Source organism: Paraburkholderia sp. RL17-383-BIF-A, from assembly GCF_046028015.1.
GTDB lineage: Bacteria > Pseudomonadota > Gammaproteobacteria > Burkholderiales > Burkholderiaceae > Paraburkholderia.
On record NZ_JARESR010000020.1, the window covers coordinates 31,390 to 54,093 of the forward strand.

General features: G+C 61.8%; 20 protein-coding genes. 15 read left to right on the forward strand and 5 right to left on the reverse strand.

Annotated elements, in window-relative coordinates; genetic code table 11:
• The first annotated feature begins 7 nt into the window (after positions 1-7).
• The 8 genes from P0D71_RS22085 to P0D71_RS22120 all read left to right on the forward strand — a co-directional run bounded on the left by P0D71_RS22085 (position 8) and on the right by P0D71_RS22120 (position 7,256).
• Entirely contained in the window at positions 8-1,186 is a 1,179-nt protein-coding gene (locus P0D71_RS22085; protein WP_091801558.1) for a quaternary amine ABC transporter ATP-binding protein, read from the forward strand.
• The gene (gene choW / locus P0D71_RS22090; protein ID WP_408179140.1) at positions 1,179-2,081 is read left to right on the forward strand and encodes a choline ABC transporter permease subunit; all 903 of its coding nucleotides are present in this window, start codon (positions 1,179-1,181) and stop codon (positions 2,079-2,081) included. Before P0D71_RS22085 ends, choW begins: the two co-directional genes overlap by 8 nt.
• Before the next feature lie 7 nt (positions 2,082-2,088).
• The gene (locus P0D71_RS22095) at positions 2,089-3,087 is read left to right on the forward strand and encodes a GlxA family transcriptional regulator (RefSeq protein ID WP_408482093.1); all 999 of its coding nucleotides are present in this window, start codon (positions 2,089-2,091) and stop codon (positions 3,085-3,087) included.
• A 106-nt stretch (positions 3,088-3,193) separates the two neighbouring features.
• Positions 3,194-4,129 (forward strand): choline ABC transporter substrate-binding protein, encoded by a 936-nt coding sequence (locus tag P0D71_RS22100; RefSeq protein WP_408482094.1) that lies wholly within the window; start codon positions 3,194-3,196, stop codon positions 4,127-4,129.
• A 494-nt stretch (positions 4,130-4,623) separates the two neighbouring features.
• Complete coding sequence (locus P0D71_RS22105; RefSeq protein ID WP_408482096.1) at positions 4,624-5,139, forward strand: hypothetical protein; 516 nt, start codon at positions 4,624-4,626, stop codon at positions 5,137-5,139.
• A 143-nt stretch (positions 5,140-5,282) separates the two neighbouring features.
• Entirely contained in the window at positions 5,283-5,783 is a 501-nt protein-coding gene (locus P0D71_RS22110; RefSeq protein WP_408482098.1) for a hypothetical protein, read from the forward strand.
• Between the two features lie 233 nt (positions 5,784-6,016).
• Positions 6,017-6,541, forward strand: coding sequence for a hypothetical protein (locus tag P0D71_RS22115; RefSeq protein ID WP_408482099.1), 525 nt, complete (start codon positions 6,017-6,019; stop codon positions 6,539-6,541).
• Between the two features lie 199 nt (positions 6,542-6,740).
• The gene (locus tag P0D71_RS22120; protein WP_408482101.1) at positions 6,741-7,256 is read left to right on the forward strand and encodes a hypothetical protein; all 516 of its coding nucleotides are present in this window, start codon (positions 6,741-6,743) and stop codon (positions 7,254-7,256) included.
• Between the two features lie 140 nt (positions 7,257-7,396).
• Here the strand turns inward: P0D71_RS22120 and P0D71_RS22125 are convergent, their stop codons facing one another.
• Positions 7,397-8,479, reverse strand: coding sequence for a GlxA family transcriptional regulator (locus P0D71_RS22125; RefSeq protein ID WP_408184958.1), 1,083 nt, complete (start codon positions 8,477-8,479; stop codon positions 7,397-7,399).
• Positions 8,480-8,727: 248 nt separating this feature from the next.
• Here P0D71_RS22125 and P0D71_RS22130 point away from each other — a divergent pair, with 248 nt between their 5' ends.
• The 7 genes from P0D71_RS22130 to P0D71_RS22160 all read left to right on the forward strand — a co-directional run bounded on the left by P0D71_RS22130 (position 8,728) and on the right by P0D71_RS22160 (position 17,307).
• Entirely contained in the window at positions 8,728-10,122 is a 1,395-nt protein-coding gene (locus tag P0D71_RS22130; protein ID WP_091801529.1) for an L-serine ammonia-lyase, read from the forward strand.
• Between the two features lie 44 nt (positions 10,123-10,166).
• Complete coding sequence (locus P0D71_RS22135; RefSeq protein WP_091801526.1) at positions 10,167-11,411, forward strand: sarcosine oxidase subunit beta family protein; 1,245 nt, start codon at positions 10,167-10,169, stop codon at positions 11,409-11,411.
• 29 nt (positions 11,412-11,440) lie between these two features.
• Positions 11,441-11,779: a sarcosine oxidase subunit delta gene (locus tag P0D71_RS22140; RefSeq protein ID WP_408482103.1), complete on the forward strand. Its 339-nt coding sequence runs from the start codon at positions 11,441-11,443 to the stop codon at positions 11,777-11,779.
• Positions 11,776-14,778 carry a sarcosine oxidase subunit alpha family protein gene (locus tag P0D71_RS22145; protein ID WP_408482105.1) on the forward strand — a complete coding sequence of 1,001 codons (3,003 nt, stop codon included), beginning with the start codon at positions 11,776-11,778 and terminating at the stop codon, positions 14,776-14,778. Before P0D71_RS22140 ends, P0D71_RS22145 begins: the two co-directional genes overlap by 4 nt.
• Positions 14,768-15,424, forward strand: a complete 657-nt coding sequence (locus P0D71_RS22150) for a sarcosine oxidase subunit gamma (RefSeq protein ID WP_408298948.1) — start codon at positions 14,768-14,770, stop codon at positions 15,422-15,424. Before P0D71_RS22145 ends, P0D71_RS22150 begins: the two co-directional genes overlap by 11 nt.
• 58 nt (positions 15,425-15,482) lie before the next feature.
• Complete coding sequence (locus tag P0D71_RS22155; protein WP_091801516.1) at positions 15,483-15,746, forward strand: hypothetical protein; 264 nt, start codon at positions 15,483-15,485, stop codon at positions 15,744-15,746.
• A 142-nt stretch (positions 15,747-15,888) separates the two neighbouring features.
• Complete coding sequence (locus P0D71_RS22160) at positions 15,889-17,307, forward strand: MFS transporter (RefSeq protein ID WP_408482107.1); 1,419 nt, start codon at positions 15,889-15,891, stop codon at positions 17,305-17,307.
• A 138-nt stretch (positions 17,308-17,445) separates the two neighbouring features.
• Here the strand turns inward: P0D71_RS22160 and ampC are convergent, their stop codons facing one another.
• The 4 genes from ampC to betI form a co-directional block, all read right to left on the reverse strand.
• Positions 17,446-18,615 carry a class C beta-lactamase gene (gene ampC, locus P0D71_RS22165; protein WP_408482109.1) on the reverse strand — a complete coding sequence of 390 codons (1,170 nt, stop codon included), beginning with the start codon at positions 18,613-18,615 and terminating at the stop codon, positions 17,446-17,448.
• A gap of 122 nt (positions 18,616-18,737) precedes the next feature.
• Positions 18,738-20,423 carry a choline dehydrogenase gene (gene betA, locus P0D71_RS22170; protein WP_408482111.1) on the reverse strand — a complete coding sequence of 562 codons (1,686 nt, stop codon included), beginning with the start codon at positions 20,421-20,423 and terminating at the stop codon, positions 18,738-18,740.
• Between the two features lie 12 nt (positions 20,424-20,435).
• Entirely contained in the window at positions 20,436-21,905 is a 1,470-nt protein-coding gene (gene betB, locus P0D71_RS22175) for a betaine-aldehyde dehydrogenase (protein WP_408482113.1), read from the reverse strand.
• Positions 21,906-21,947: 42 nt separating this feature from the next.
• Positions 21,948-22,535, reverse strand: a complete 588-nt coding sequence (gene betI / locus P0D71_RS22180; protein WP_408298940.1) for a transcriptional regulator BetI — start codon at positions 22,533-22,535, stop codon at positions 21,948-21,950.
• Between the last annotated feature and the right edge of the window lie 169 nt (positions 22,536-22,704).

Below are 22,704 nucleotides of genomic sequence, written 5' to 3' on the forward strand. Positions count from 1 at the left end.
GCATTCAATGAATTCCCCGAAGGTCGTGGTCGAAGGGCTGTGCAAGGTGTTCGGCACCAACCCGAAACAGGCGATCGGCATGCTGGCAGGCGGCGCAACGAAAGAAGAGGTTTTCGCGCGCACCGGTCAGATTGTCGGCGTTCACAACGTATCGTTCGAAGTCAAGGAAGGCGAGATCTTCGTGCTGATGGGCCTGTCCGGCTCCGGCAAGTCGACGCTGATCCGTCTGATCAACCGGCTGGTCGAGCCGAGCGCAGGCAAGGTGCTGATCGACGGCCGCGATGTGGCCAGCGTGCCGCGCTCCGAATTGACGGCGCTGCGCCGCAAGGACATGAGCATGGTGTTCCAGTCCTTCGCGCTGATGCCGCAGCGAACCGTGCTGTCCAATGCGGCGTTCGGCCTCGAAGTGGCAGGCGTGGGCCGCAAGGAACGCGAGAAGCGCGCGATGGCCGTGCTCGAACAGGTCGGCCTCGCGCCGTTCGCGGAAAAGCTGCCCGCGCAGCTCTCCGGCGGCATGCAGCAGCGCGTGGGTCTCGCGCGGGCGCTGGCGGTCAACCCGTCGCTGATGATCATGGACGAGGCGTTCTCCGCACTCGATCCGCTCAAGCGCAAGGAAATGCAGAACGTACTGCTCGATCTGCAACGCGAGCAGCAGCGCACCATCCTGTTCGTGTCGCACGATCTGGAAGAAGCGATGCGCATCGGCACCCGCATCGCGATCATGGAAGGCGGCCGGGTCGTGCAGGTCGGCACGCCGCAGCAGATCATCACCAATCCCGCCGACGATTACGTCCGCGCGTTCTTCGAAGGCATCGACACGAGCCGCTATCTGACCGCCGGCGATCTGATGCAGACCGACGCCGTGCCGCTCATGCAGCACTCGCCGCAGATCGATGCGTCGAGCGTGGCCGCCACGCTCAATGGCAGCGCCGACTACGCGTTCGTACTCGACAGCGAGCGCAAGATTCGCGGCTTCGTCTGCCGCGACGCGATGGGCAGCGCTTCGCCGCAGCTCAATCAGATCGAATGCATCCGCCGCACTACACCGCTCGATGACGTCGTCGAACGCGTGGTGGCGAGCCGCGCGCCGCTGCCGGTTGTCGAAGCCGACGGCTCCTACTGTGGTTCGGTCAACAAGACGAACGTGCTGAACGTTCTCACCCGCCATCGGAGTTCCCATGTCTGAAGTCATTCCACTTGGCGCCTGGGTCGATCACGGCGTTCACTATCTGCTCGACCACGACGCAAAAACTTTCGATTCCATCGGCAAGGTGATCGAGAGCTTTGCCGCGGTGATCGAACACGGCTTGCAAGCCGTGCCGATGTGGGCGCTGATGGCGTTCTTCGTCGGCATCGGGCTGTGGCGGGTGGGCTGGCGCTTCGCGCTGTTCACGCTGCTCGCCATGCTGTTGATCTACGGCACCGGATTCTGGGATCAGATGGTGATCACGCTCGGCCTGACCTTGTCGTCCACGCTGATCAGCTTGCTGCTCGGTGTGCCGCTCGGCATCTGGACTGCGAAGAGCCGCACCGTCGAGATGATCGTGCGCCCCGTGCTCGATCTGATGCAGACCATGCCGGCGTTCGTGTACCTGATTCCGGCCGCGATGCTATTCGGTCTGGGCCGTGTGCCGGGGATTCTCTCCACCGTGATTTTCGCCATGCCGCCGGCGGTGCGTCTCACTTCGCTCGGTATCAAGCACGTGAACCGGGAAATCGTCGAAGCAGGGCAGGCATTTGGCTGCACGCCGTGGCAATTGCTTTACAAGGTGCAGTTTCCGAACGCGCTGCCGTCCATCATGACCGGCGTGAACCAGACCATCATGATGGCGCTCTCCATGGTGATCATCGCGTCGATGGTGGGCGCGGGCGGTCTCGGCAACGACGTGCTGGCCAGTATTCAACGGCTCGATATCGGGCTCGGCTTTGAAAGCGGACTTTCGGTGGTGATGCTCGCGATCATTCTGGACCGCATCACGGAGAGCTTTGGCCGCTCGCCGGGCATGGCGCGCGCGCCGCTGCTGTCGGGCTTGCGCAGTGTCATGAAAGTGCGCCGCGAGCCGGCGGCGCAACACGGCTGAGCCGCCGATGAAGCGCGACGCGATCACGCCGGTCGAGCCCCAAGCCGATTCGCCGCTGTCCGGGCTCGCGCACGTCGGCTTTCTGACGCTGCCGAATTTTTCGATGATCGCGTTCACGAGCGCGGTCGAGGTACTGCGCATGGCCAACTACGTAGGCCGCGCGCAGCACTACAGATGGTCGGTGATCACGCCCGACGGCGAACCGGCGCGAGCGAGCAACGGCATCACGGTAAAACCCACCACCACGCTCGCCGAGGCCGGCATGCCGGACGTGCTGATCGTCTGCGCCGGCTGGCATGTGCGCGAATACGTGAACGACACGGTGATTGCGTTGCTACGCGACGTCGCCGCAAAAGGCATTCCGCTCGGCGGCATCTGCACGGGACCGTATGCGCTGCTGGCTGCCGGATTGCTCGACGGTTATCGCTGCACCGTGCATTGGGAAGACATGTCGCCGTTGCACAAGACCTACCCGGATGTGCGTTTCGCCGACGAGCTGTTCGTGATCGACCGCGATCGCATGACATGCACGGGCGGCACCGCGCCGCTCGATCTGATGCTGAACCTGGTCGGCATGCGGCTGGGGCATGCGCTCGCCGCGCAGGTGTCCGAACAATTCATCGTCGAACGGATTCGCGGTTCAACCGATTACCAGCACATTCCCGTCGATGCGCGGGTCGGTTTCTCGCGCGCGGAACTGATCGAGGTAGTGCGGCTGATGGAAGCGAATATCGAGGAGCCGTTATCGCTCGACGAACTCGCGCGGCTCGTGCATCTGTCGCAACGTCATTTGCAACGCATGTTCAAGATGTTCCTGAGCGTGTCGCCGACGCACTATTACCTGACGCTGCGTTTGCGTCGCGCGCGCGAGCTGCTGCGCAATACGGATGCGTCGATTGCGCGGGTGACGGCGGTGTGCGGTTTTCATTCGCCGTGCCATTTCAGCAAAGCCTATCGCGCGCAGTTCGGTCATGCGCCGAGCGTCGAGCGGCGGTTGTCTTCGTAATGAGCCGCACCATGAATTGCATGCAGCGCCGCCTGAACCTGGCGGCGTAAGAGATCCGCTTCGTCCGTCAAAACCAGTCAAGCATCAATCACCCTGAGGGAACGCCATGAAACGTTTGTGGGCTGCGTCGTTGTGCGCGCTGTCTGTGTCGTCTGTCTTCGCTGCGGAACCCGCCACCTGCCGCGATGTCCGGTTCGCCGACGTCGGCTGGACCGATATCGCGGCGACCACCGGGCTTGCGTCGACCGTGCTCGAGGGGCTCGGCTACAAGCCGACCAAGACGATCGCGTCGGTGCCGATCACCTTTGCCGGCGTGAAGAGCAAGCAGATCGACGTGTTCCTCGGCTACTGGTCGCCGACCATGGACCCGATGATCGACCCGTTCAAAAAGTCCGGGCAGCTCACCGTCTTGCCCACGCCGAATCTGATGGGCGCGAAATACACGCTGGCGGTGCCGGATTATGCGTATCAGTCCGGCATCAAGACGTTCTCCGATATCGCGAAGAACTACGACAAGCTCGACGGCAAGATCTACGGGATCGAGCCGGGCAATGACGGCAATGCGTTGATCAAGAAGATGATCGACAGCAATCAGTACGGGCTCGGCAAATTCAAACTGGTGGAGTCGAGCGAGGCGGGTATGCTGGTCGAGGTGAACCGTGCGATCCGTGCGAACAAACCGATCGTGTTTCTGGGCTGGGAACCGCATCCGATGAACGTGCAGATGAAGATCGATTATCTGTCTGGCGGTGACGATGTGTTCGGACCAAATTATGGCGAAGCGAAAGTGCTGACGGTCACGCCGAGCGATTATTCGGCGCGTTGCCCGAATGTGGCGAAGCTGGTGTCGAATCTGCAGTTCACGACTGATATCGAGAACCACGTCATGCTGCCGATCATGAACAAGACCGACCCGAACAAGGCCGCGCGCGAATGGCTGAAGGCGAATCCGGCGGTGCTCGACAAATGGCTCGCAGGAGTGAAGACGTATGACGGGAAGGATGGGTTGCCGGCTGTGAAGGCTTATGTAGCCGGGAAGTGAGGTTGGGTTGGAGAATGGGGCGGCGGATGGGGCAGTCTTTTAGGGGTGCCTCATACGTCGCTTTGTTTTTTTGTTTTCTGTTCGTTTAGCCCGCGGGCGGTGGTCTCGTGTGTTGCCGGCAGACGGCCGTTTCTGCATCGCGATTGGATCTTGTCTGATAGTTGCGCTTCAGAGTTCCTACGGCGTGTGTCGGTGTTTATCGACTCGCATTAGATTCCGTGTGTGGATACCTCAGTTTTAGGAGTTGTCGGATTTTTTGATTGTTGCAGTCCTTATAGGGTGCTTGGGCTAAATCCAAGTACAACCGATAAGGACGACGATGATAAGAAACAGAATTAAAGAGAGTCCGGGCGCAATGGTGACCCGCCTGTTGGCCGCATTCATGCTGCTCATGTTGGCGTTCGGTGCGAACGCGGCTGATTGCAATGCGGTGTGGGCAGCCACCGGTGCGAAGCAGGGCTCGCCCAGTTGGCACCGGTAAGCTGCCTTCCGTCATGACCAAGCCAGACTTCATTTCAGATTCGGCGACCTTTTATCCGCTGTGGGAGCGTGCGAGCAAGCGCGTGCAAGAGTTGGCGTCAGCCTCGCCGGCCGAGCTACTCTATTTTGACTCTGTTGATATATCCACACAGAAATTTTTTGAACTTGTACTAGCGTTGCTGGCCAACGAAGGTGGGCGCGATTTTGTCAGCTTGGTACTGAAGCCTGACCCCTTCAGTTATTTTAATTTTCACTTCCACAAATACCCCGGCTTCGTGCATCGCGCGGAGCAATCCGATGACGATTTTTTTGAATCCTGGCAACGGGATCCGGGCGACAGTCCGGCGGATTGTTTATGGGCCAATTCTGAGCGGTATGCGGTTCTGCCGGCACCTGGAACATGGTTCATGTACGCGGACAGAAAACGGGAAATGGGCGTACTGACAGGGCCGCCTAATATCCTTGCGTTTGCCCGAAGCTTTTATCCGTTTTTTCTCCAACCCGGTGAAGGGTTCAGCGTTGTTGAATAGCTTGCGTTAGATCGCAAGGTCAGGCAGGGCGGAAACGCCGTAACAATCCGCGTCGTTTCCGCATGCCACGTTTACCGCCTGAGGCTACGCAAGATTCCTGCGGGTTCGAAAAGCGCAACTGTCAAAATCCGCTTGAGCAGTTTATGAGCAACATTGATTACATCAATGACCTTGAGACATTCACGCCGCTTTGGCAACGTGCACGCGAATGTATGGAACGAGTGTCAGTGACCCCGGCCTCGAAGCTTTTGCGCTTCGACTCTTCTAACATTGCTACGGAGGTTTTTCTCGACCTTATCCGAAGCATTGCGGTGTTCCACGGAAGCGGTGAGTTCGCTGTGGTCGTTATTAACCCAGATCCGTTCAGCTACTTCCATATGCATTTTGGCAAGTATCCGGGATTCATAGTTGAAGCTCGTCATACGAACGAGGATTTTTTTGACATACTGATGATGGACCCTGGTGACAGTCCAGCTGACGCGATTGGATTTTATTCGGAGCAATACGTCGTCTTGCCACCATCGGGCGAATGGTTCTGTTATGCCGATCGAGGATGGGTTGGCGGAACTGGTGTTCTCAGCGGTCCCCCGGACGTCATGCAATTTGCTAAGCAGCGTTTCGCGTTTTACGAGAATCCAGCGTAAATCTTTATTGAATCGCCATCGTCGTCGTTACGTCCGATTACGGAAGTAGCGCGCGTGTCCCGGACAACAGGTCGGGACACACGCTTCCACTGGAGGCGGTCGCTCAACGCGTAAACACGTGGCTCCTTCGCGTCAGCGAAACCCAGCGAACGGAGGAATTCAAAGCGCGTTCGAGGCCCGATTTGGCTAATCGCAGGACGGTTGCGTCACGTACAGGATCAGGTTGAAGTGAAATGGAAAAGCGAATCTTCGTCGACAACCCAGCTGAGTTTCATGATCTCTGGGCACGCGCCACTGCGGGCGTGCGGCTACTCAAGCACGCGCCACAAGATAACGTCGTGTATTTGGCCTCGTCGATCGTTACGACACGCCACTTCTACCAGTTCGTTAGAGCCCTGCTTAGATTCACGAACCAAGACACGGACGATTTTGCTTTTGTAGGATTGCGCCCAGATCCGGTCGGATACTTCTTCAACCACTTTTCGAGGTATCCCGCGATCATCTTTCAGCCGACAGACATTGAAGCCGACTACTGTGCCATGTTGCAGGCCGACCCGGGCGGCAGTCCTGCGGACGCGCTAGCATTTAACACCTGGGCTTATGCGATCTTGCCTCGATCTGGGCAATGGCTAGCCTGCGGGGATGATTCGAAGGAGGCTGCGGCGTTCCTTGGAACAGCAGACGCCAATGAATTTGCCCGCACGACACTATCAGGTGACATTTTGCGACCTGGGGTCGATTTCAAAATCGTTGACTAGGAGGCTCTTGCCTGCTTGCCTGCTGAATGCTGCACTTCGCAGCGAAAGACCGTGCGGCATCTAATCGCGCGCCGACAATACGGGATTGATTCCCTGGCGGCTGTTCGAACAACGGCGCCTCAACCGCGGAATACTTTCCCTCCTCAGCCAAAGAGGGAACGCTCAATATCCAATCTGATAGGCATCGATGTGGTAACCAATGAGTAGATTAGATTACATCCATGATTTGACGGAGTTCACGCTTCTCTGGAAGCGCGCGAGGCAGGGTGTGCGCGCTCTCGTCGGCGTCCCGCGCGACGAGTTGCTGTACTTCGACCCGATCGATATCTCAACGCAAAAATTCTTTGAGCTTGTACAGGCGCCGCTTGCGTTCCGGAGTAGTACCGAATTTGTGACGCTGATTTTGAAGCCCGATCCGTTCGGTTATTTCCACCATCATTTTGGAAAGTATCCCGGCTTCATTCATCGTTGTGAGAACTCGGACGACGAGTTCTTTCACTTCATGATGGAAGATCCGGGCGGAAGTCCCGCGGATGCACTGGGTGTGAATCATCGGCACTATGCCATCATGCCGGTGGAAGGTGAGTGGATTGCCTTTGGCGATCGATCATGGGATGTCGGCGTCTTTTATGGCCCAGCCGATATCATGGAGTGTGCGAGGCACTTCTATCCATTTTTTCTACAACCGCCAGAGCGCTTCCGGATAGAACTGTAGTCGGTTGACTTGCGGGATGGCCCAGTGACCGCAACTTGTGCGGCAACATTCCGGCCCGCTGCTTTAGCCTTCAAACCTGCCGACTGGATGAATCCTGTCATTCGGCTGGCAAATTCTTGTCCGGCCCGCTCTCACCCCCCTCAAATCGCCCGCGCCCGCCCCGGAAACGTCTCCTCATAATCCCCACTATCCACCGCCTCCGCCGCGGTGCCGCGTTGCTCGCGATACATCATCGGCGGCAAGCCAAACTGCTTGCGAAACTCCCGCCCCAGATGCGACGCATCGGAAAACCCGCAACTCGACGCAATATCGGCCACCGTCTTGTCCGAACTCGTGAGCAGCCACGCGGCGGTGCGCAAACGCACCTGCTTCGCATAAGCCTGCGGCGCCTTACCCGTTTGCGCCTTGAAAAGCCGCTCCAACTGACGCGGCGACAGATCGAGCTTGCCCGCAAGTTCGTCGAGCGACAACGACCGGCCCACGTGCTGTTCCATCAGCAGAATCGCGCGCTTCACTTTCGGATGCGCGGCCGGCGCGAGTCCCGGTGGATGCGGCTGCGGCGCGTTACCTTTCTGCATGTCGTCCACAAGCAGAATACGCAGCGCCTTCTGCACCGTTGCGGTTTCGAAATGCCGCAGCAGAATCGCGGCGGCGACGTCGATCGACGCGCGTCCGCCTGAACACGTAATGCGCCGGCGGTCGATCACGAACAGCCGGTCGGCGACCAGCGCCTCCTCGTTGACCGACGGAAAACGTTCGATGAAATCCCAGTAGTGAAACCAGCTCACGCAGATGCGGTGTCCCTCCAGCACGCCCGCGCGCATCAACGAAAACACGCCCGTGCACATGCCAACGAGCGTCGCATTCGTGGCGGCGGCGCGGCGAATGAAGGCGAGGGTCGCTTCGTTCGTGGCAGGCCCGGAATGCAGCAGGCCGCCCACCACCACCACGTAATCGAACGGCTCGGCGGTGTCGAAGGTTTCCCACGGGGTGATCTGAATGCCACAACTCGCACGCACCGGAGCAAGGGTTTCCCCTATCACGCTCCACGAACAGCGCACGGGTTTGCTGAAATCGCCTTCATCCGCGGACAGGCGCAGCAGGTCGACGAAACCCGAAAACGCCGTCAGCGTGAAGTTCGGCAGCAGGATGATGCCGAAGCGGATGCGCTGCTTCGAGGTGCCGTCGATCGATTGAGGGGGAAGCGGTTCAGCGGAATTCATGCATGCAGCCAGCAAGGAAAAGGGTGGGAACAAGCATATCACCGGGGATGGCGGCGATCGCCAGCCGCAAGCGCGGCGCCCTTCGCAAATGCGTCAAAAGTCTTCGCAAATACGTCGCCGCCCTTTGCCGGCGGCCGGCTTGACGCCACTATCCCACTGTCATGCCGTTTTTATTCTATCGATTCAAATTGACGTGCGGTGCAATAGCAGCAAATCCACCCAAGGCATCGCAACGCACAAGGCACGCCATGAACGTCAGCGTCTTCGATCTGTTCAAGATCGGTATCGGTCCCTCAAGCTCGCACACGGTCGGGCCGATGATCGCTGCATGCCGCTTCGCCTCGCATATCGAAGACGCCAATCTGCTCGGCTTCGTGCGCGGCGTGAAGGTCGAACTGTTCGGCTCGCTCGGCGCGACCGGCAAAGGGCACGGCACGGACAAGGCAGTGCTGCTGGGGCTCGAAGGCAATCTGCCCGATTCCATCGACCCGGACGTGATCGAGCCGCGCCTGCAGGCCATTCGCGCGACGAAGCAGCTCGTGCTGCTCGGCAAGCATCCGGTGAAATTCGACGAACGCGAGCATCTCGGCTTTTTCCGCAAGCTGATGCCGGGCGCGCCGGGCTCGGGCATCGTGCATCCGAACGGCATGCGTTTTCAGGCTTTCGACGAAAACGGCCAGCTACTGGTGGAGAAGGAGTATTTCTCGATCGGCGGCGGCTTCGTGGTGAATCGCGAAGGCGATCGCGTGAACGGCGTGCGCGCCGGCGCCCAGGTGCCGTATCCGTTTCGGACCGGCGACGATCTGATGCGCGTCTGCCGCGAAACCGGTCTGTCGATCGCGCAGATCACGCTGCGCAACGAATGCGCGTCGCGTCCTGAACAGGAAGTGCGCGACGGCCTGCTGACCATCTGGCGCGCCATGGCGGCCTGCGTCGAACGCGGCTGCAAGGTGCGCGGCGAATTGCCCGGCCCGATGCATGTCAAGCGCCGCGCCGCCGATCTGTGCGCGCAACTGCGTTCGCGTTCGGAAGAGTCGTTGCGCGATCCGCTCTCCATGCTCGACTGGGTCAACCTGTACGCGATGGCCGTCAACGAAGAAAACGCGGCGGGCGGGCGTGTCGTCACGGCGCCGACCAATGGCGCAGCCGGCGTGATTCCCGCGGTGCTGCACTACTACGTGAAGTTCATGCATGCGTCGAACGACGAAGGCATTGTCAACTTCCTGCTGACGGCCGCGGCGATCGGCATCATCTACAAGGAAACCGCGTCGATCTCCGGCGCGGAAGTGGGCTGCCAGGGCGAAGTGGGCGTGGCCTGCTCGATGGCCGCCGCGGCGCTCGCCGCCGTGATGGGCGGCACGCCGACACAAGTCGAAAACGCCGCCGAAATCGGCATGGAACACAACCTGGGCATGACCTGCGATCCGGTCGGCGGACTCGTGCAGATTCCGTGCATCGAGCGCAATGCGATGGGCGCGATCAAGGCGTTGAACGCCGCGCGCATGGCGATGAAGGGCGACGGCCAGCATTACGTGTCGCTCGACAACGTGATCAAGACGATGCGCGAAACCGGCGCGGACATGAAGACGAAATACAAGGAGACGTCGCGCGGCGGGTTGGCCGTGAACGTCATCGAGTGTTGAACAGCAACGAAGCATAAAGCACGAGTACCCACCAAGGACAGACGATGAGCCGCTATTCGATATTCAGCCTGTTGCGCAACGGGATGTCGTATCACGAGAACTGGGAGCGACAGTGGAAGAGCCCAGAGCCCAAACGTGAATACGACGTCGTGATCGTCGGCGGCGGCGGGCATGGTCTCGCCACCGCGTATTACCTGGCGAAGGAACATGGCGTGCGCAACGTCGCCGTGCTGGAGAAGGGCTGGATCGGCGGCGGCAATACGGCGCGCAATACGACCATCGTGCGCTCGAACTACCTGTGGGACGAGTCGGCGGCGCTCTACGAGAAAGCCATGAAGCTGTGGGAAGGACTCTCGCAGGACCTGAACTACAACGTCATGTTCAGCCAGCGCGGCGTGATGAACCTCGCGCACACGTTGCAGGACGTGCGCGACACCGAGCGCCGCGTGAATGCGAACCGGCTGAACGGCGTGGACGCCGAATTCCTTACACCCGAACAGATCAAGGAAATCGAGCCGACCATCAATCTGAATAGCCGCTATCCGGTGCTCGGCGCTTCGATCCAGCGCCGCGGCGGCGTGGCGCGTCACGATGCGGTGGCCTGGGGTTTCGCGCGCGGCGCGGATCAGGCCGGTGTGGATATCGTGCAGAACTGCCAGGTCACGGGCATTCGCCGCAACGGCAGCCAGGTGGTGGGCGTGGACACCACGAAGGGCTTCATCAAGGCGAAGAAAGTCGCGGTGGTGGCGGCAGGCAATACCTCCACGCTCGCCGACATGGCCGGCGTGCGGCTGCCGCTGGAGAGCCACCCGTTGCAGGCGCTGGTGTCGGAGCCGATCAAGCCGGTGGTCAATACGGTCGTGATGTCGAACGCGGTGCACGCGTATATCAGCCAGTCGGACAAGGGCGATCTGGTGATCGGCGCGGGCGTGGACCAGTACACGGGTTTTGGTCAGCGCGGCAGTTTCCAGATTATCGAGGGCACGCTCGAAGCGATTGTCGAAATGTTCCCGGTGTTCTCGCGGGTGCGGATGAACCGGCAGTGGGGCGGCATTGTGGATGTCTCGCCGGACGCGTGCCCGATCATCAGCAAGACCGACGTGAAAGGGCTGTATTTCAATTGCGGCTGGGGCACGGGCGGCTTCAAGGCGACGCCGGGTTCGGGGTGGGCCTATGCGCACACCATCGCGAAGGATGAACCGCATCCGTTGAATGCGCCATTCTCGCTGGACCGTTTCTATACCGGCCACCTGATCGACGAGCACGGCGCCGCCGCCGTCGCCCACTAACGCCACGCACTGCGACGAGGAACCAAGAAATGCTATTGATCGAATGCCCGTGGTGCGGGCCACGCGCCGAAACCGAATTTTCCTGCGGCGGCGAAGCGGATATTGCCCGTCCGCTCGACACCGACAAACTCACCGACAAGGAATGGGGCGACTACCTGTTCATGCGCAAGAACCCGCGCGGCGTGCATCGCGAGCAATGGCTGCACACGCAAGGCTGCCGCCGCTGGTTCAAGGCGCAGCGCGATACGGTGAGCTACGAGATCCAGGGCTACGAGACGTTCGAGCGACCGCTGCTCGCCATGGACAGCAACGAGGCTAAAGCACAAGACAAGGCACCGAACCAGGCACAAGAGGGCAAGGCATCATGAGCCAGAAAGACCGACTCCCCAACGGCGGCCGCATCAATCGCGCCATGCCGCTGACGTTCACGTTCAACGGCCGCCAGTACCAGGGCTATCAAGGCGATACGCTGGCCTCGGCGCTGCTCGCGAACGGCGAGCATTTCGTCGCGCGTAGCTGGAAGTATCACCGGCCGCGCGGCATCGTCACGGCGGGTGTGGAAGAGCCGAACGCCGTGGTGCAACTGGAAACCGGCGCGTACACGGTGCCGAATGCCCGTGCGACCGAAGTCGAGTTGTACCAGGGACTCGTCGCCACTAGCGTGAACGCAAAGCCGAGCATCGAGAAAGACCGCATGGCGGTCAACCAGAAGATCGCGCGCTTCATTCCGGCGGGCTTCTATTACAAGACCTTCATGTGGCCGCGCAAATTCTGGCCGAAGTACGAAGAAGTGATCCGCGACGCGGCCGGTCTCGGCAAGGCGCCGGAACACACCGACGCGGACCGCTACGACAAGTGCTTTGCGCATTGCGACGTGCTGGTGGTGGGCGGTGGCCCGACCGGGCTCGCGGCGGCGCACGCCGCGGCATTGTCCGGCGCGCGCGTGACGCTGGTCGACGATCAGCCGGAACTCGGCGGCTCGCTGCTGTCGTGCCGTGCGGAGATCGACGGCAAGCCTGCGCTGCACTGGGTGCAGAAGATCGAAGACGAACTGCGTCAGATGCCCGACGTGAAAATCCTGTGCCGCAGCACGGCGTTCGGTTATCAGGACCACAATCTCGTGACGGTGACACAGCGGCTCACCGAGCATCTGCCGGTATCGCAGCGCAAAGGCACGCGCGAACTGATGTGGAAGATCCGCGCGAAACGCGTGATTCTCGCAACCGGCGCGCATGAACGGCCCATCGTGTTCGGCAACAACGATCTGCCGGGCGTGATGCTGGCGTCGGCCGTGTCGACCTACCTGCATCGCTATGCGGTGCTGCCGGGCCGCAACGCAGTGGTCTTCACGAACAACGACGACGGCTATCAATGCGCGCTCGATCTGAAAGCAGCCGGCGCCCAGGTAACGGTGGTCGATCCGCGCGCGAGCGAATCGAAGGGCACGCTGCCCGCGCTGGCACGGCGCTACGGCGTCAAGGTCATGAATGGCGTGGTGATCACGGCCGCGCACGGCAAACTGCGCGTGGCGTCGGTTGACCTGGCGTCGTATTCGAACGGACAGGTCGGTGCGAAGCAGGGCGAACTCTCGTGCGATCTGCTCGCCATGTCCGGCGGCTGGAGCCCGGTGCTGCATCTGTTCGCGCAATCGGGCGGCAAGGCGCATTGGCATGACGAGAAGGCCTGCTTCGTGCCGGGCAAGGCGATGCAGGCGGAAACGAGCGTCGGCGCGTGTGCGGGCGACTTCACGCTGGGCCAGGGCATCCGCTTTGCGGTGGATGCCGGTATCGAGGCGGCGCGCGCGGCGGGCTTTATTGTCGCGCGGCCGAATCCGGTGCAGGTGGCGGAGATCACGGAAGCGAAGATGCAGCCGCTGTGGCTGGTCGGCGGCCGCGAACTGGCCACGCGCGGGCCGAAGCAGTTCATCGACTTCCAGAACGACGTGTCGGCCGCGGATATTTTCCTCGCGGCGCGCGAAGGCTTCGAATCGGTCGAACACGTCAAACGCTATACCGCGATGGGATTCGGCACCGATCAGGGCAAGCTCGGCAACATCAACGGCATGGCGATTCTCGCGCAGGCGCTCGGCAAGACGATTCCCGAGACCGGCACGACCACGTTCCGGCCGAACTACACACCCGTCACGTTCGGCACGTTTGCCGGCCGCGAGCTGGGCGAGTTTCTCGATCCTGTGCGCAAGACGGCGGTACACGAATGGCACGTGGAAAACGGCGCGGCGTTCGAGGACGTGGGCAACTGGAAGCGTCCGTGGTATTACCCGAAGGCTGGCGAAGATCTGCACGCGGCAGTGGCGCGCGAGTCTCTCGCGGTGCGTACGAGCGTCGGCATTCTCGACGCCTCGACGCTCGGCAAGATCGACATTCAGGGCCCCGATTCGGCGAAGCTGCTGAACTGGGTCTATACGAATCCGTGGAGCAAGCTGGAAGTCGGCAAGTGCCGCTATGGCCTGATGCTCGACGAAAACGGCATGATCTTCGACGACGGCGTGACCGTGCGCCTCGCCGACCAGCACTACATGATGACGACCACCACCGGCGGCGCGGCACGTGTGCTGACATGGCTCGAACGCTGGCTGCAGACAGAATGGCCGGACATGCGCGTGCGGCTCGCGTCGGTGACGGACCATTGGGCGACCTTCGCCGTGGTCGGTCCGAACAGCCGCAAGGCGCTGCAGAAGGTTTGCCACGACATCGACTTCGCGAACGCGGCATTCCCGTTCATGAGCTATCGCGAAGGCACGGTGGCTGGCGCGGCCTCGCGCGTGATGCGCATCAGCTTCTCGGGCGAGCTCGCCTATGAAGTGAACGTGCCGGCCAACGTCGGGCGCGCGGTGTGGGAGGCGCTGATGGCGGCGGGCGCGGAATTCGACATTACGCCGTATGGCACCGAAACCATGCACGTGCTGCGCGCGGAGAAGGGCTACATCATCGTCGGCCAGGATACGGACGGTTCGATGACGCCGTATGACCTCGGCATGGGCGGACTCGTCGCGAAGTCGAAGGACTTTCTCGGCAAGCGTTCGCTGACCCGCTCGGATACGGCGAAGGCGGGGCGCAAGCAACTGGTCGGCTTGCTCTCGGACGACCCGTCGTTCGTGATACCCGAAGGTTCGCAGATCGTCGCCGGTCCGTTCCAGGGCGAGACGGCGGCGATGCTCGGCCACGTCACGTCGAGTTACTACAGCCCGATCCTGAAGCGCTCGATCGCGATGGCGGTGGTGAAGGGCGGTCTCGACAAGATCGGCGAGACGGTCACGATTCCGCTTTCCAGCGGCAAACAGATTGCAGCGAAGGTCACCAGTTCGGTGTTCTACGATAGCGAAGGAGCACGTCAACATGTGGAATGAAACGAGAGGGACGGCGTCGGTCGTGGATCGCGCTGTCGGCAAACAGACCGGTGTGTGGCAGGAGTCGCCGCTGGTGGGCGCGGATGCGCTGCTGAAGAAACATCAGGCGACGGCATCCGCGGCGTTCAGGTTGAACGAGCGGCCATTTCTGGAACTCGTGAATGTGCGCGGCGATACGCGTGACGCGGCGTTCGTGCGCGCTTTCGAAAGCGTGGTCGGCTGCCGTCCGCCTGAAAAGGCCAACACGGTGGTCCGCGGCAACGGCTACGACGTGATGTGGCTCGGCCCGGACGAGTGGCTGGTGCGCTCGGGCGCCGCCCACGACGCGACGCGTACCGCGCCGTTGCAGGCCAAGCTCGGTGCCGCGTTCGCAGGCGTGTTCGCGTCGGCGGTGGATATCGGCAGCGGCTATACGGTGCTCGAAATCAGCGGCACGCGCACGCGTGAAGTGCTGTCGCGCGGTTGTCCGCTCGATCTGCATCCCAAACTATTCGGCGAGGGACAGTGCGCGCAGAGTCACTTCTTCAAGGCATCGATGACATTGCTGCCCACCGGCGCGAGCAGTTTTGACCTGGTCGTGCGCCGCAGTTTTGCGGACTACTTCGTCAAGATCATGCTCGACGCGGCCGAGCCGCTGATGTCGTAAGGCGCGGCGAGCGGTCGATGCCGAACCGCTCGCGCCTTTTTCGCGCTGATTGACCGACATGACGTCGACACGTCTAGCCACCGCGCGCCTCACCGAGCGCGCGTGCCACGAGGGCGATGCGCACGCCGCGCTCGCGCTGCTCGATCAGAGCATCGTGCTGCGGCACCGGCGCATCGCGCTGATCCGTTATCTGCTTGCCCAGCAACTCGGCGCGCCGCTGCAGGCGCGTCATCACGAATACGTCGAAAAGATCGCCGCGCGGTTGAGTGCGGACACGCTTGCGCGCATTGCCGGTGCCGCGCGCTCGCGTTTGCGGACGTAGCGTTCGAGACGCACGTGGATGGAACGACGCCCCCGTTCCATCCCGATGACGTATTTCTTCTATGTGGCCGATTTATGTCGGCGTTTACTGAAATCTCCTCGCAGCACCCACGCGGCAGCCGCCGCATCAACCAGGGGATGACATGTCTACCGCTTATCAGCCGCGCGCGAGCGCAGCCGCCCGACTCGAACGACTGCCGTTCTCCGGTTATCACCGGACCATTTTCATCATCATCGCCATTGCGTTCTTTTTCGATTCCGTCGATCTCGGCACGATGACTTTCGTGCTCGGCTCGATCAGGACGGAATTCGGCTTATCGAGCGCGACGGCGGGGCTGGTGGCCAGCGCGAGCTTCTTCGGCATGGTGATCGGCGCGGCGATTGCGGGATTGCTGGCGGATCGCTTCGGACGCCGGCCGGTGTTTCAATGGAGCATGGTGCTATGGGGGCTCGCATCGTATCTGTGTTCCACGGCGCAAAGCGTCGAAGCCCTGATCTTTTATCGCGTGCTGCTCGGCTTCGGCATGGGGATGGAGTTTCCCATTGCGCAGACGTTGCTGTCGGAGTTCGTGCCGGCTGCGTCGCGCGGCCGCCTGATTGCGTTGATGGACGGGTTCTGGCCGCTCGGCTTCATTACCGCGGGCGTGGTGTCGTACTTCGTGCTGCCGACGTTCGGCTGGCGCACCGAGTTCGCGCTGCTCGCCATTCCTGCGGTATTCGTGTTGATCGTGCGCCGCGTGGTGCCGGAATCGCCGCGTTGGCTAGAGCATCGCGGCCGCCTCGGCGAAGCGGACAAGATACTTGCCGAAGTCGAAGTGAAGGTGATGAAAGCGGCCGGCCTGAGCCAGTTGCGCGCGCCGGCTATGCTCGCCGAGCCGCCTGCCGCGAAGAGCACGGGTGCGTTCCGTGAGATCTGGAGCATTGCATACCGGCGTCGCACGATCATGGTGTGGACGCTGTGGTTCTTCGCGCTGCTCGGTTTTTATGGGCTGACGTCGTGGCTCGGCGCGTTGATGCAGCAGGCCGGCTTCGCGGTGACGAAGTCGGTGCTGTACACGGTGCTGATTTCGCTCGGCGGCATTCCAGGCTTTATTTGCGCGGCGTGGCTGGTGGAACGCTGGGGGCGCAAACCGACCTGCATTGCATCGCTCGCGGGCAGCGCGGTGATGGCTTACGTATATGGGCAAACCGCGCTGCACGCGCAGACGCCGACCTTGCTGATCTGTGCGGGGCTGGCGATGCAGTTCTTCCTGTTCGCGATGTGGGCGGTGTTGTACACCTATACGCCCGAGCTTTACGGAACCGGTGCGCGTGCGACGGGTTCGGGCTTCGCGTCGGCGATCGGCCGTGTGGGTTCGTTGATCGGACCTTATGTGGTGGGCGTGGTGCTGCCGATATTCGGCCAGGGCGGTGTCTTCTCACTCGGCGCGATGTGCTTCGTGATCGCGGCGGCAGCGGTCTGGATTCTCGGCATCGAAACGCGTGGGCTGGCGCTGGAGACGCTGGTGTCGGAGGCGGTTGAGACGGATGCGCGTGGGGTGTTGAGTCCAGTGCGGGATTGAAGGTTCACTTCTTGCGGACGGCGCGCGCACCATGACGCCGTTCCATCCGAACGCGACACGGTCATGTAAAGAGGATGAGTGCCACGGCGGTGCTCATCCGCATTTTGTCCTCGTCGCCCGCCATGTCCACTTCTTTATTCAACGCGCCCCAGCAAGCGTCGTCAGAATCTTATAAGCCACGGCCACCCGGTCCTCCATCGGAAAGTTTTTGTTGGCGAGCATGACAATGCCTAACTGCTTCTCCGGAACGAAAGCCACATACGCGCCGAACCCATTGGTCGAACCGGTCTTGTTGATCCAGACATCCTGTCGCGGCGCGAGCGGCGGCTTGATTTCGATGGCGGGCGTCGCCTTTAAAGCCATTGTCGACGAATTGCCCGCCAGCAACGTCTTCAACGCGACCGGATACGCGTATTGCTCCCAGATCAGATCCTGAGTCATCACACCTGCCTTGAAGTAGCCGGTGTGCGTCTGCGTGATCGCGCGCTGCAACTTCGGATCGAGTTGGAGCTGATTCATGTTCGCTTGCAGAAAGCGCGTGATATCAGCGGCGCTGGATTTCACTCCGTACGCTTGCGCGGATAGCACGCCGGGCGCCATGCGGATAGGCGCGCCATCCTTCTTATAGCCCTGCGCGTAATCCGGCATTCGCGCTTGCGGAACTTCGATATAGCTGTTCTTCAACCCCAGTGCGGGAAACAGTCGCTGTTCCATCAGCGACGTGAAATCCTGGCCCATGCTCTTCGCCGTGATCAGGCCGAGCGTGCCGATGCCGGGATTGGTGTAAGTCCGGCATGTGCCCGGCACGCAGCTCGGCTGCCATGCCTTGAAATACTGCATGAGTTCATCGTCGTTATGGATCTCGTCCGGCACCTGCAACGGCAGACCGCCCGGCGTATGCGTGCCCAGATTGACAAGCTTCACGTTGCCGAACGGACTGCCCTGGAGAATGGGCAGATATTTGCTCGTCGCATCCGACAGCGAAAGATCGCCACTGACCTGCGCATACGAAGCCAGCGTCGCCGTGAAGGTCTTGCTGATCGAGCCGAGCTCGAACAGCGTGTCGCGCGTCACGGGCTTGCCGGTTTCCGTCGACGCCACGCCGTAGTTGTACACATAAGGCTTGCCCCCGACAACGATGCCGACCGCCATGCCATGAATGCCATCCTTCGCCATGAGCGGGCGGATCGCTGCGTCGACTGTCTGTTGAATGCTGTCTTGCGTATCGCCGGCTGCGCGACTCGCCGGAGCGGTCGCGCACAGGGTAAAGAAAAGGGCCGCCGTGAGGCTGAGGGCTTTGAACTTCATCGCTCGCGTTTCCTTGATTGTCTGTCTGCGGATGAAGCCGCACTATCCGGCTTTTGCGCCGCGCTGACAATCGAGTATAAGTTGCGCGAGGGTAAAGAAAATCTTGCAGGCGGGCTTCGGCGTCAAACCGTCGCGCTCTCCCGTTTGCGGGACGCTACGCCGTTTGCCACGAAATAGGGCGTATCCACCCGCGCCAACGCCTCGCGTTTGCGAATCCGGTCGGCGATCTTTTCCGCCAGCATGATGGTCGGCGCATTCAGATTGCCGGTGGTGATGCGCGGCATGATCGACGCATCCACCACGCGCAATCCCTGGATGCCGTGCACGCGGCCCTCGTTGTCGACCACGGCCATGTCGTCGTAGCCCATCTTGCATGAACACGACGGATGAAACGCCGTCTCGGCCCGCATCCGCACGAAAGTGTCGAGCTGTTCGTCGGTAGTCAGCTCGGCACCGGGATTCAGTTCGCGGCCCCGATAACGATCGAGAGCCGGTTGCCGCATGATCTCGCGCGTGATGCGAATGCCGTCGCGGAATTCGCGCCAGTCGAGCGGATCGGCCATGTAGTTGAACAGGATGCTCGGATGCGCGTTCGGATCACGCGACGTGAGCTTCACGCGGCCACGGCTTGGCGAACGCATCGAACCGACGTGCGCCTGGAAGCCGTGCATCTTGATCGCGTTCGAGCCGTTGTAGTTGATCGCAACGGGTAGAAAGTGATACTGGATGTTCGGCCACAGATCGTCGTCGCGCGTGCGGATGAAACCGCCTGCTTCGAACTGGTTGCTCGCGCCGATACCCGTGCCGTTCAGCATCCATTCAAGTCCGATAGCCGGTTGATTCCACCACTGCAAAGCCGGGTACAGCGAGACCGGCTTCTTGCACTCGTACTGGATATACATCTCCAGATGATCCTGCAGGTTCTCGCCCACACCCGGCAGATCGTGAACGAGCGGCACATCGAGTTCGCGCAGCCACGTGGAGCGGCCCACGCCCGAGCGCTGCAGCAATTGCGGCGAAGCAATCGCGCCGCTGCATACCAGCACCTCGCGGCGCGCGTGCGCATTCACCGCGTTGCCATGCTGCAGATACGCGACGCCGAGCGCGCGCTTGCCGGCGAACAGCACGCGATCCGTCACGGCATGCGTAACGATGGTCAGATTCGGCCGCTCCTTCGCGCGATCCAGATAGCCGCGCGCCGTGCTGGCGCGCCGGCCATTCGCCGTGACCGTGCGATCCATCGGGCCGAAGCCTTCCTGCTGATAGCCGTTCAGATCGTCGGTGCGCGGAAAGCCTGCCTGCACACCGGCTTCGACCATCGCGGCGAAGAGCGGGTTGTTGTCGGGCTTGCTCGTGGTCACATGCACCGGGCCGTCGCCGCCGTGGTACGCGTTGGCGCCCACATCGCGCGTCTCGGCCTTGCGGAAATACGGCAGGCAATCCAGATAGGTCCAGTTTTCCAGGCCGGCCTGCGCAGCCCAGCCGTCGTAATCGAGCGCGTTGCCGCGGATATAGCACATGCCGTTGATCAGCGACGATCCACCGAGCCCCTTGCCGCGCCCGCATTCCATGCGGCGGTTGTTCATATGCGGCTCGGGGTCGGTTTCGTACGCCCAGTTGTAGCGGCGCCCTTGCAGCGGATAGGCGAGCGCGGCCGGCATCTGCGTGCGGAAGTCGAAGCGGTAGTCAGGGCCGCCCGCTTCGAGCAGGAGCACGGTCACGTCCGCGTCTTCGGTGAGGCGCGAGGCGAGCACGTTGCCCGCCGAACCCGCGCCCACGATGATGTAGTCGTATTCGTTCGCAGCCATCGCCATGCCTCCTTAGAACACCGGTTGATACGGGCCGAGTTCGACCTGCACGGACTTGATGCGCGTGTAGTGCTCGAGCGTGGTGATGCCGTTTTCGCGGCCCACACCCGATTGCTTGTAGCCGCCCACCGGCATTTCCGCAGGCGACTCGCCCCAGGTGTTGATCCAGCAGATCCCCGCTTCCAGACGATGAATCACGCGATGCGCGCGCGCCAGGTTCTCGGTCACGACGCCCGCGGCGAGGCCATACGCGGTGTGGTTCGCGCGCGCGATCGCCTCGTCTTCGTCGTCGAAAACGAGAATGCTCATGACTGGGCCGAAGATTTCCTCGCGCACGATGCGCATGTCGTCATGGCAGCCGGTGAATACGGTCGGTTCGACATACTGGCCATTGCCGAAATGCCCTTCGGTGAGGCGCTTGCCGCCCGCCACGAGCCGCGCGCCTTCCTGCTTGCCGCTTTCGATATAGTCCAGCACTTTCTGCAATTGCGCGGCGCTCACGAGCGGGCCGAAGTTGGTGTCGGCGTCGGTGGGCGCGCCCACGCGAATGCGTTCGACGCGTTCCAGAACCAGCTTCTCGAACCGTTCCAGCACGCCACGTTGCACGAACACGCGTGTGCCGTTGGTGCAGACCTGGCCGGAGCTGAAGAAGTTGGCGCTCATCGCGATGTCGGCGGCGCGTTCAAGGTTGGCGTCGTCGAATACGAGCAGCGGAGATTTGCCGCCGAGTTCCATTGTCACTTCTTTCAGCGACGAGGCGCCGGCGAGCGACATCACCTTCTTGCCCGTTTCAACGCCGCCGGTGAACGAAATTTTCTCGATGTCCGGATGCGCGGCGAGCATCGCGCCGACCCGTCCGTCGCCTTGCACGACGTTGAACACGCCCGCGGGCACGCCGGCTTCGGTATAGATCTCGGCGAGCTTTAGCGCCGACAACGGTGTGATCTCGCTCGGCTTGAAGATCATCGCATTGCCGGCCGCGAGCGCGGGCGCCGACTTCCAGCAGGCGATCTGGATCGGGTAGTTCCATGCGCCGATGCCGGCGCAAACGCCAAGCGGCTCGCGCCGCGTATAAACAAACGACGTGGGCCGTAGCGGAATCTGCTGACCCTCTATGGCAGTGGCGAGCCCCGCGTAATACTCGATCACGTCCGCGCCGGTGACGATATCCACCGCGCGGGTTTCGGCAATCGGCTTGCCCGTATCGCGCGTTTCGAGCGCGGCGAGTTCGTCGTTGCGCTCGCGCAGAATCTCGACCGCGCGGCGCAGAATGCGCGAACGCTGCATGGCCGTGAGCGCGGCCCATTCGCGTTGGCCGTCCCGCGCGGATTGCACCGCGCGATCGACGTCGGCCGCGGAGGCCTGCTGCACGCTCGCGAGTGTCTCGCCGGTGGCGGGATCGAGCGTCTCGAAGGTTTCGCCGCTGGTTGCGTCGACGTAAGCGCCGCCGATATAGAGGCGTTGCGTTGCGAATACCGCCATGACTTGCTCCTTTCTGAAGGTGTCGCCGATCTGCCTGCGTCCTTACTCGCGCGATGCGAGGACCAGATCGATATAGTCGTTGGCCACGCGCAGCGCCGCGCGAGTGTCGAACGGCTCGCCCGAGAGCGCGCCGCGCAGCCACAGTCCGTCGATCAGGGCGGCGAGACCGCTCGCCGCGCGCCGCGCCGCCGCGCGCGGCATGGCCTTGGAAAAATCCGCGCACAGGTTCGAATTCAGGCGGCGCGTGTTCACGTATTGCAGCCGGCGCAATTGCGGCTTGTGCATGCTCTCGGTCCAGAACGCCAGCCAGGTTTTCATGACCGGGCCGCTGGTCTGCTCGGCGTCGAAATTCGCGGCGACCACGGCGCGTAATTTAGAACGCGGATCCGCCTTGGCCGCCCGGCGCCGGCGCGAGGTGGCTTGCCACAAATCGCGCAGCACGTGCCGCATGGTGGCTTCGAGCAAACCGTCCTTGTCGCCGAAATAGTGGCTGACGATGCCGGTGGAAATGCTCGCGCGCTGCGCCACCGAAGCCAGCGTGGTTCCCGCGAGACCGGTCTGGTCGATGGTGAGGAGCGTGGCGTCGATCAGTTGCGCGCGGCGGATTTCGCGCATTCCAAGTTTGGGCATGGTGCGGGCGCTATTGCTGGCATGAGTTTCGGGAGGACTGCGCAAAACGAAAACACCGTCCGCCTGAGTGGATTCGAGTGGCCATGGTAGGTTTTTTATATTGAACGGTCAATCAATAAAAAACGGGTTGCATCAACATGGATACGGGTTCCGCTGGTCGTGTCGGTTC

Coding starts and splice junctions, on each gene's coding strand:
- P0D71_RS22085 (WP_091801558.1), top strand. CDS start 8: ATGAATTCCCCGAAGGTCGTGGTCGAAGGGCTGTGCAAGGTGTTCGGC.
- choW (WP_408179140.1), top strand. CDS start 1,179: ATGTCTGAAGTCATTCCACTTGGCGCCTGGGTCGATCACGGCGTTCAC.
- P0D71_RS22095 (WP_408482093.1), top strand. CDS start 2,089: ATGAAGCGCGACGCGATCACGCCGGTCGAGCCCCAAGCCGATTCGCCG.
- P0D71_RS22100 (WP_408482094.1), top strand. CDS start 3,194: ATGAAACGTTTGTGGGCTGCGTCGTTGTGCGCGCTGTCTGTGTCGTCT.
- P0D71_RS22105 (WP_408482096.1), top strand. CDS start 4,624: ATGACCAAGCCAGACTTCATTTCAGATTCGGCGACCTTTTATCCGCTG.
- P0D71_RS22110 (WP_408482098.1), top strand. CDS start 5,283: ATGAGCAACATTGATTACATCAATGACCTTGAGACATTCACGCCGCTT.
- P0D71_RS22115 (WP_408482099.1), top strand. CDS start 6,017: ATGGAAAAGCGAATCTTCGTCGACAACCCAGCTGAGTTTCATGATCTC.
- P0D71_RS22120 (WP_408482101.1), top strand. CDS start 6,741: ATGAGTAGATTAGATTACATCCATGATTTGACGGAGTTCACGCTTCTC.
- P0D71_RS22125 (WP_408184958.1), bottom strand. CDS start 8,479: ATGAATTCCGCTGAACCGCTTCCCCCTCAATCGATCGACGGCACCTCG.
- P0D71_RS22130 (WP_091801529.1), top strand. CDS start 8,728: ATGAACGTCAGCGTCTTCGATCTGTTCAAGATCGGTATCGGTCCCTCA.
- P0D71_RS22135 (WP_091801526.1), top strand. CDS start 10,167: ATGAGCCGCTATTCGATATTCAGCCTGTTGCGCAACGGGATGTCGTAT.
- P0D71_RS22140 (WP_408482103.1), top strand. CDS start 11,441: ATGCTATTGATCGAATGCCCGTGGTGCGGGCCACGCGCCGAAACCGAA.
- P0D71_RS22145 (WP_408482105.1), top strand. CDS start 11,776: ATGAGCCAGAAAGACCGACTCCCCAACGGCGGCCGCATCAATCGCGCC.
- P0D71_RS22150 (WP_408298948.1), top strand. CDS start 14,768: ATGTGGAATGAAACGAGAGGGACGGCGTCGGTCGTGGATCGCGCTGTC.
- P0D71_RS22155 (WP_091801516.1), top strand. CDS start 15,483: ATGACGTCGACACGTCTAGCCACCGCGCGCCTCACCGAGCGCGCGTGC.
- P0D71_RS22160 (WP_408482107.1), top strand. CDS start 15,889: ATGTCTACCGCTTATCAGCCGCGCGCGAGCGCAGCCGCCCGACTCGAA.
- ampC (WP_408482109.1), bottom strand. CDS start 18,615: ATGAAGTTCAAAGCCCTCAGCCTCACGGCGGCCCTTTTCTTTACCCTG.
- betA (WP_408482111.1), bottom strand. CDS start 20,423: ATGGCTGCGAACGAATACGACTACATCATCGTGGGCGCGGGTTCGGCG.
- betB (WP_408482113.1), bottom strand. CDS start 21,905: ATGGCGGTATTCGCAACGCAACGCCTCTATATCGGCGGCGCTTACGTC.
- betI (WP_408298940.1), bottom strand. CDS start 22,535: ATGCCCAAACTTGGAATGCGCGAAATCCGCCGCGCGCAACTGATCGAC.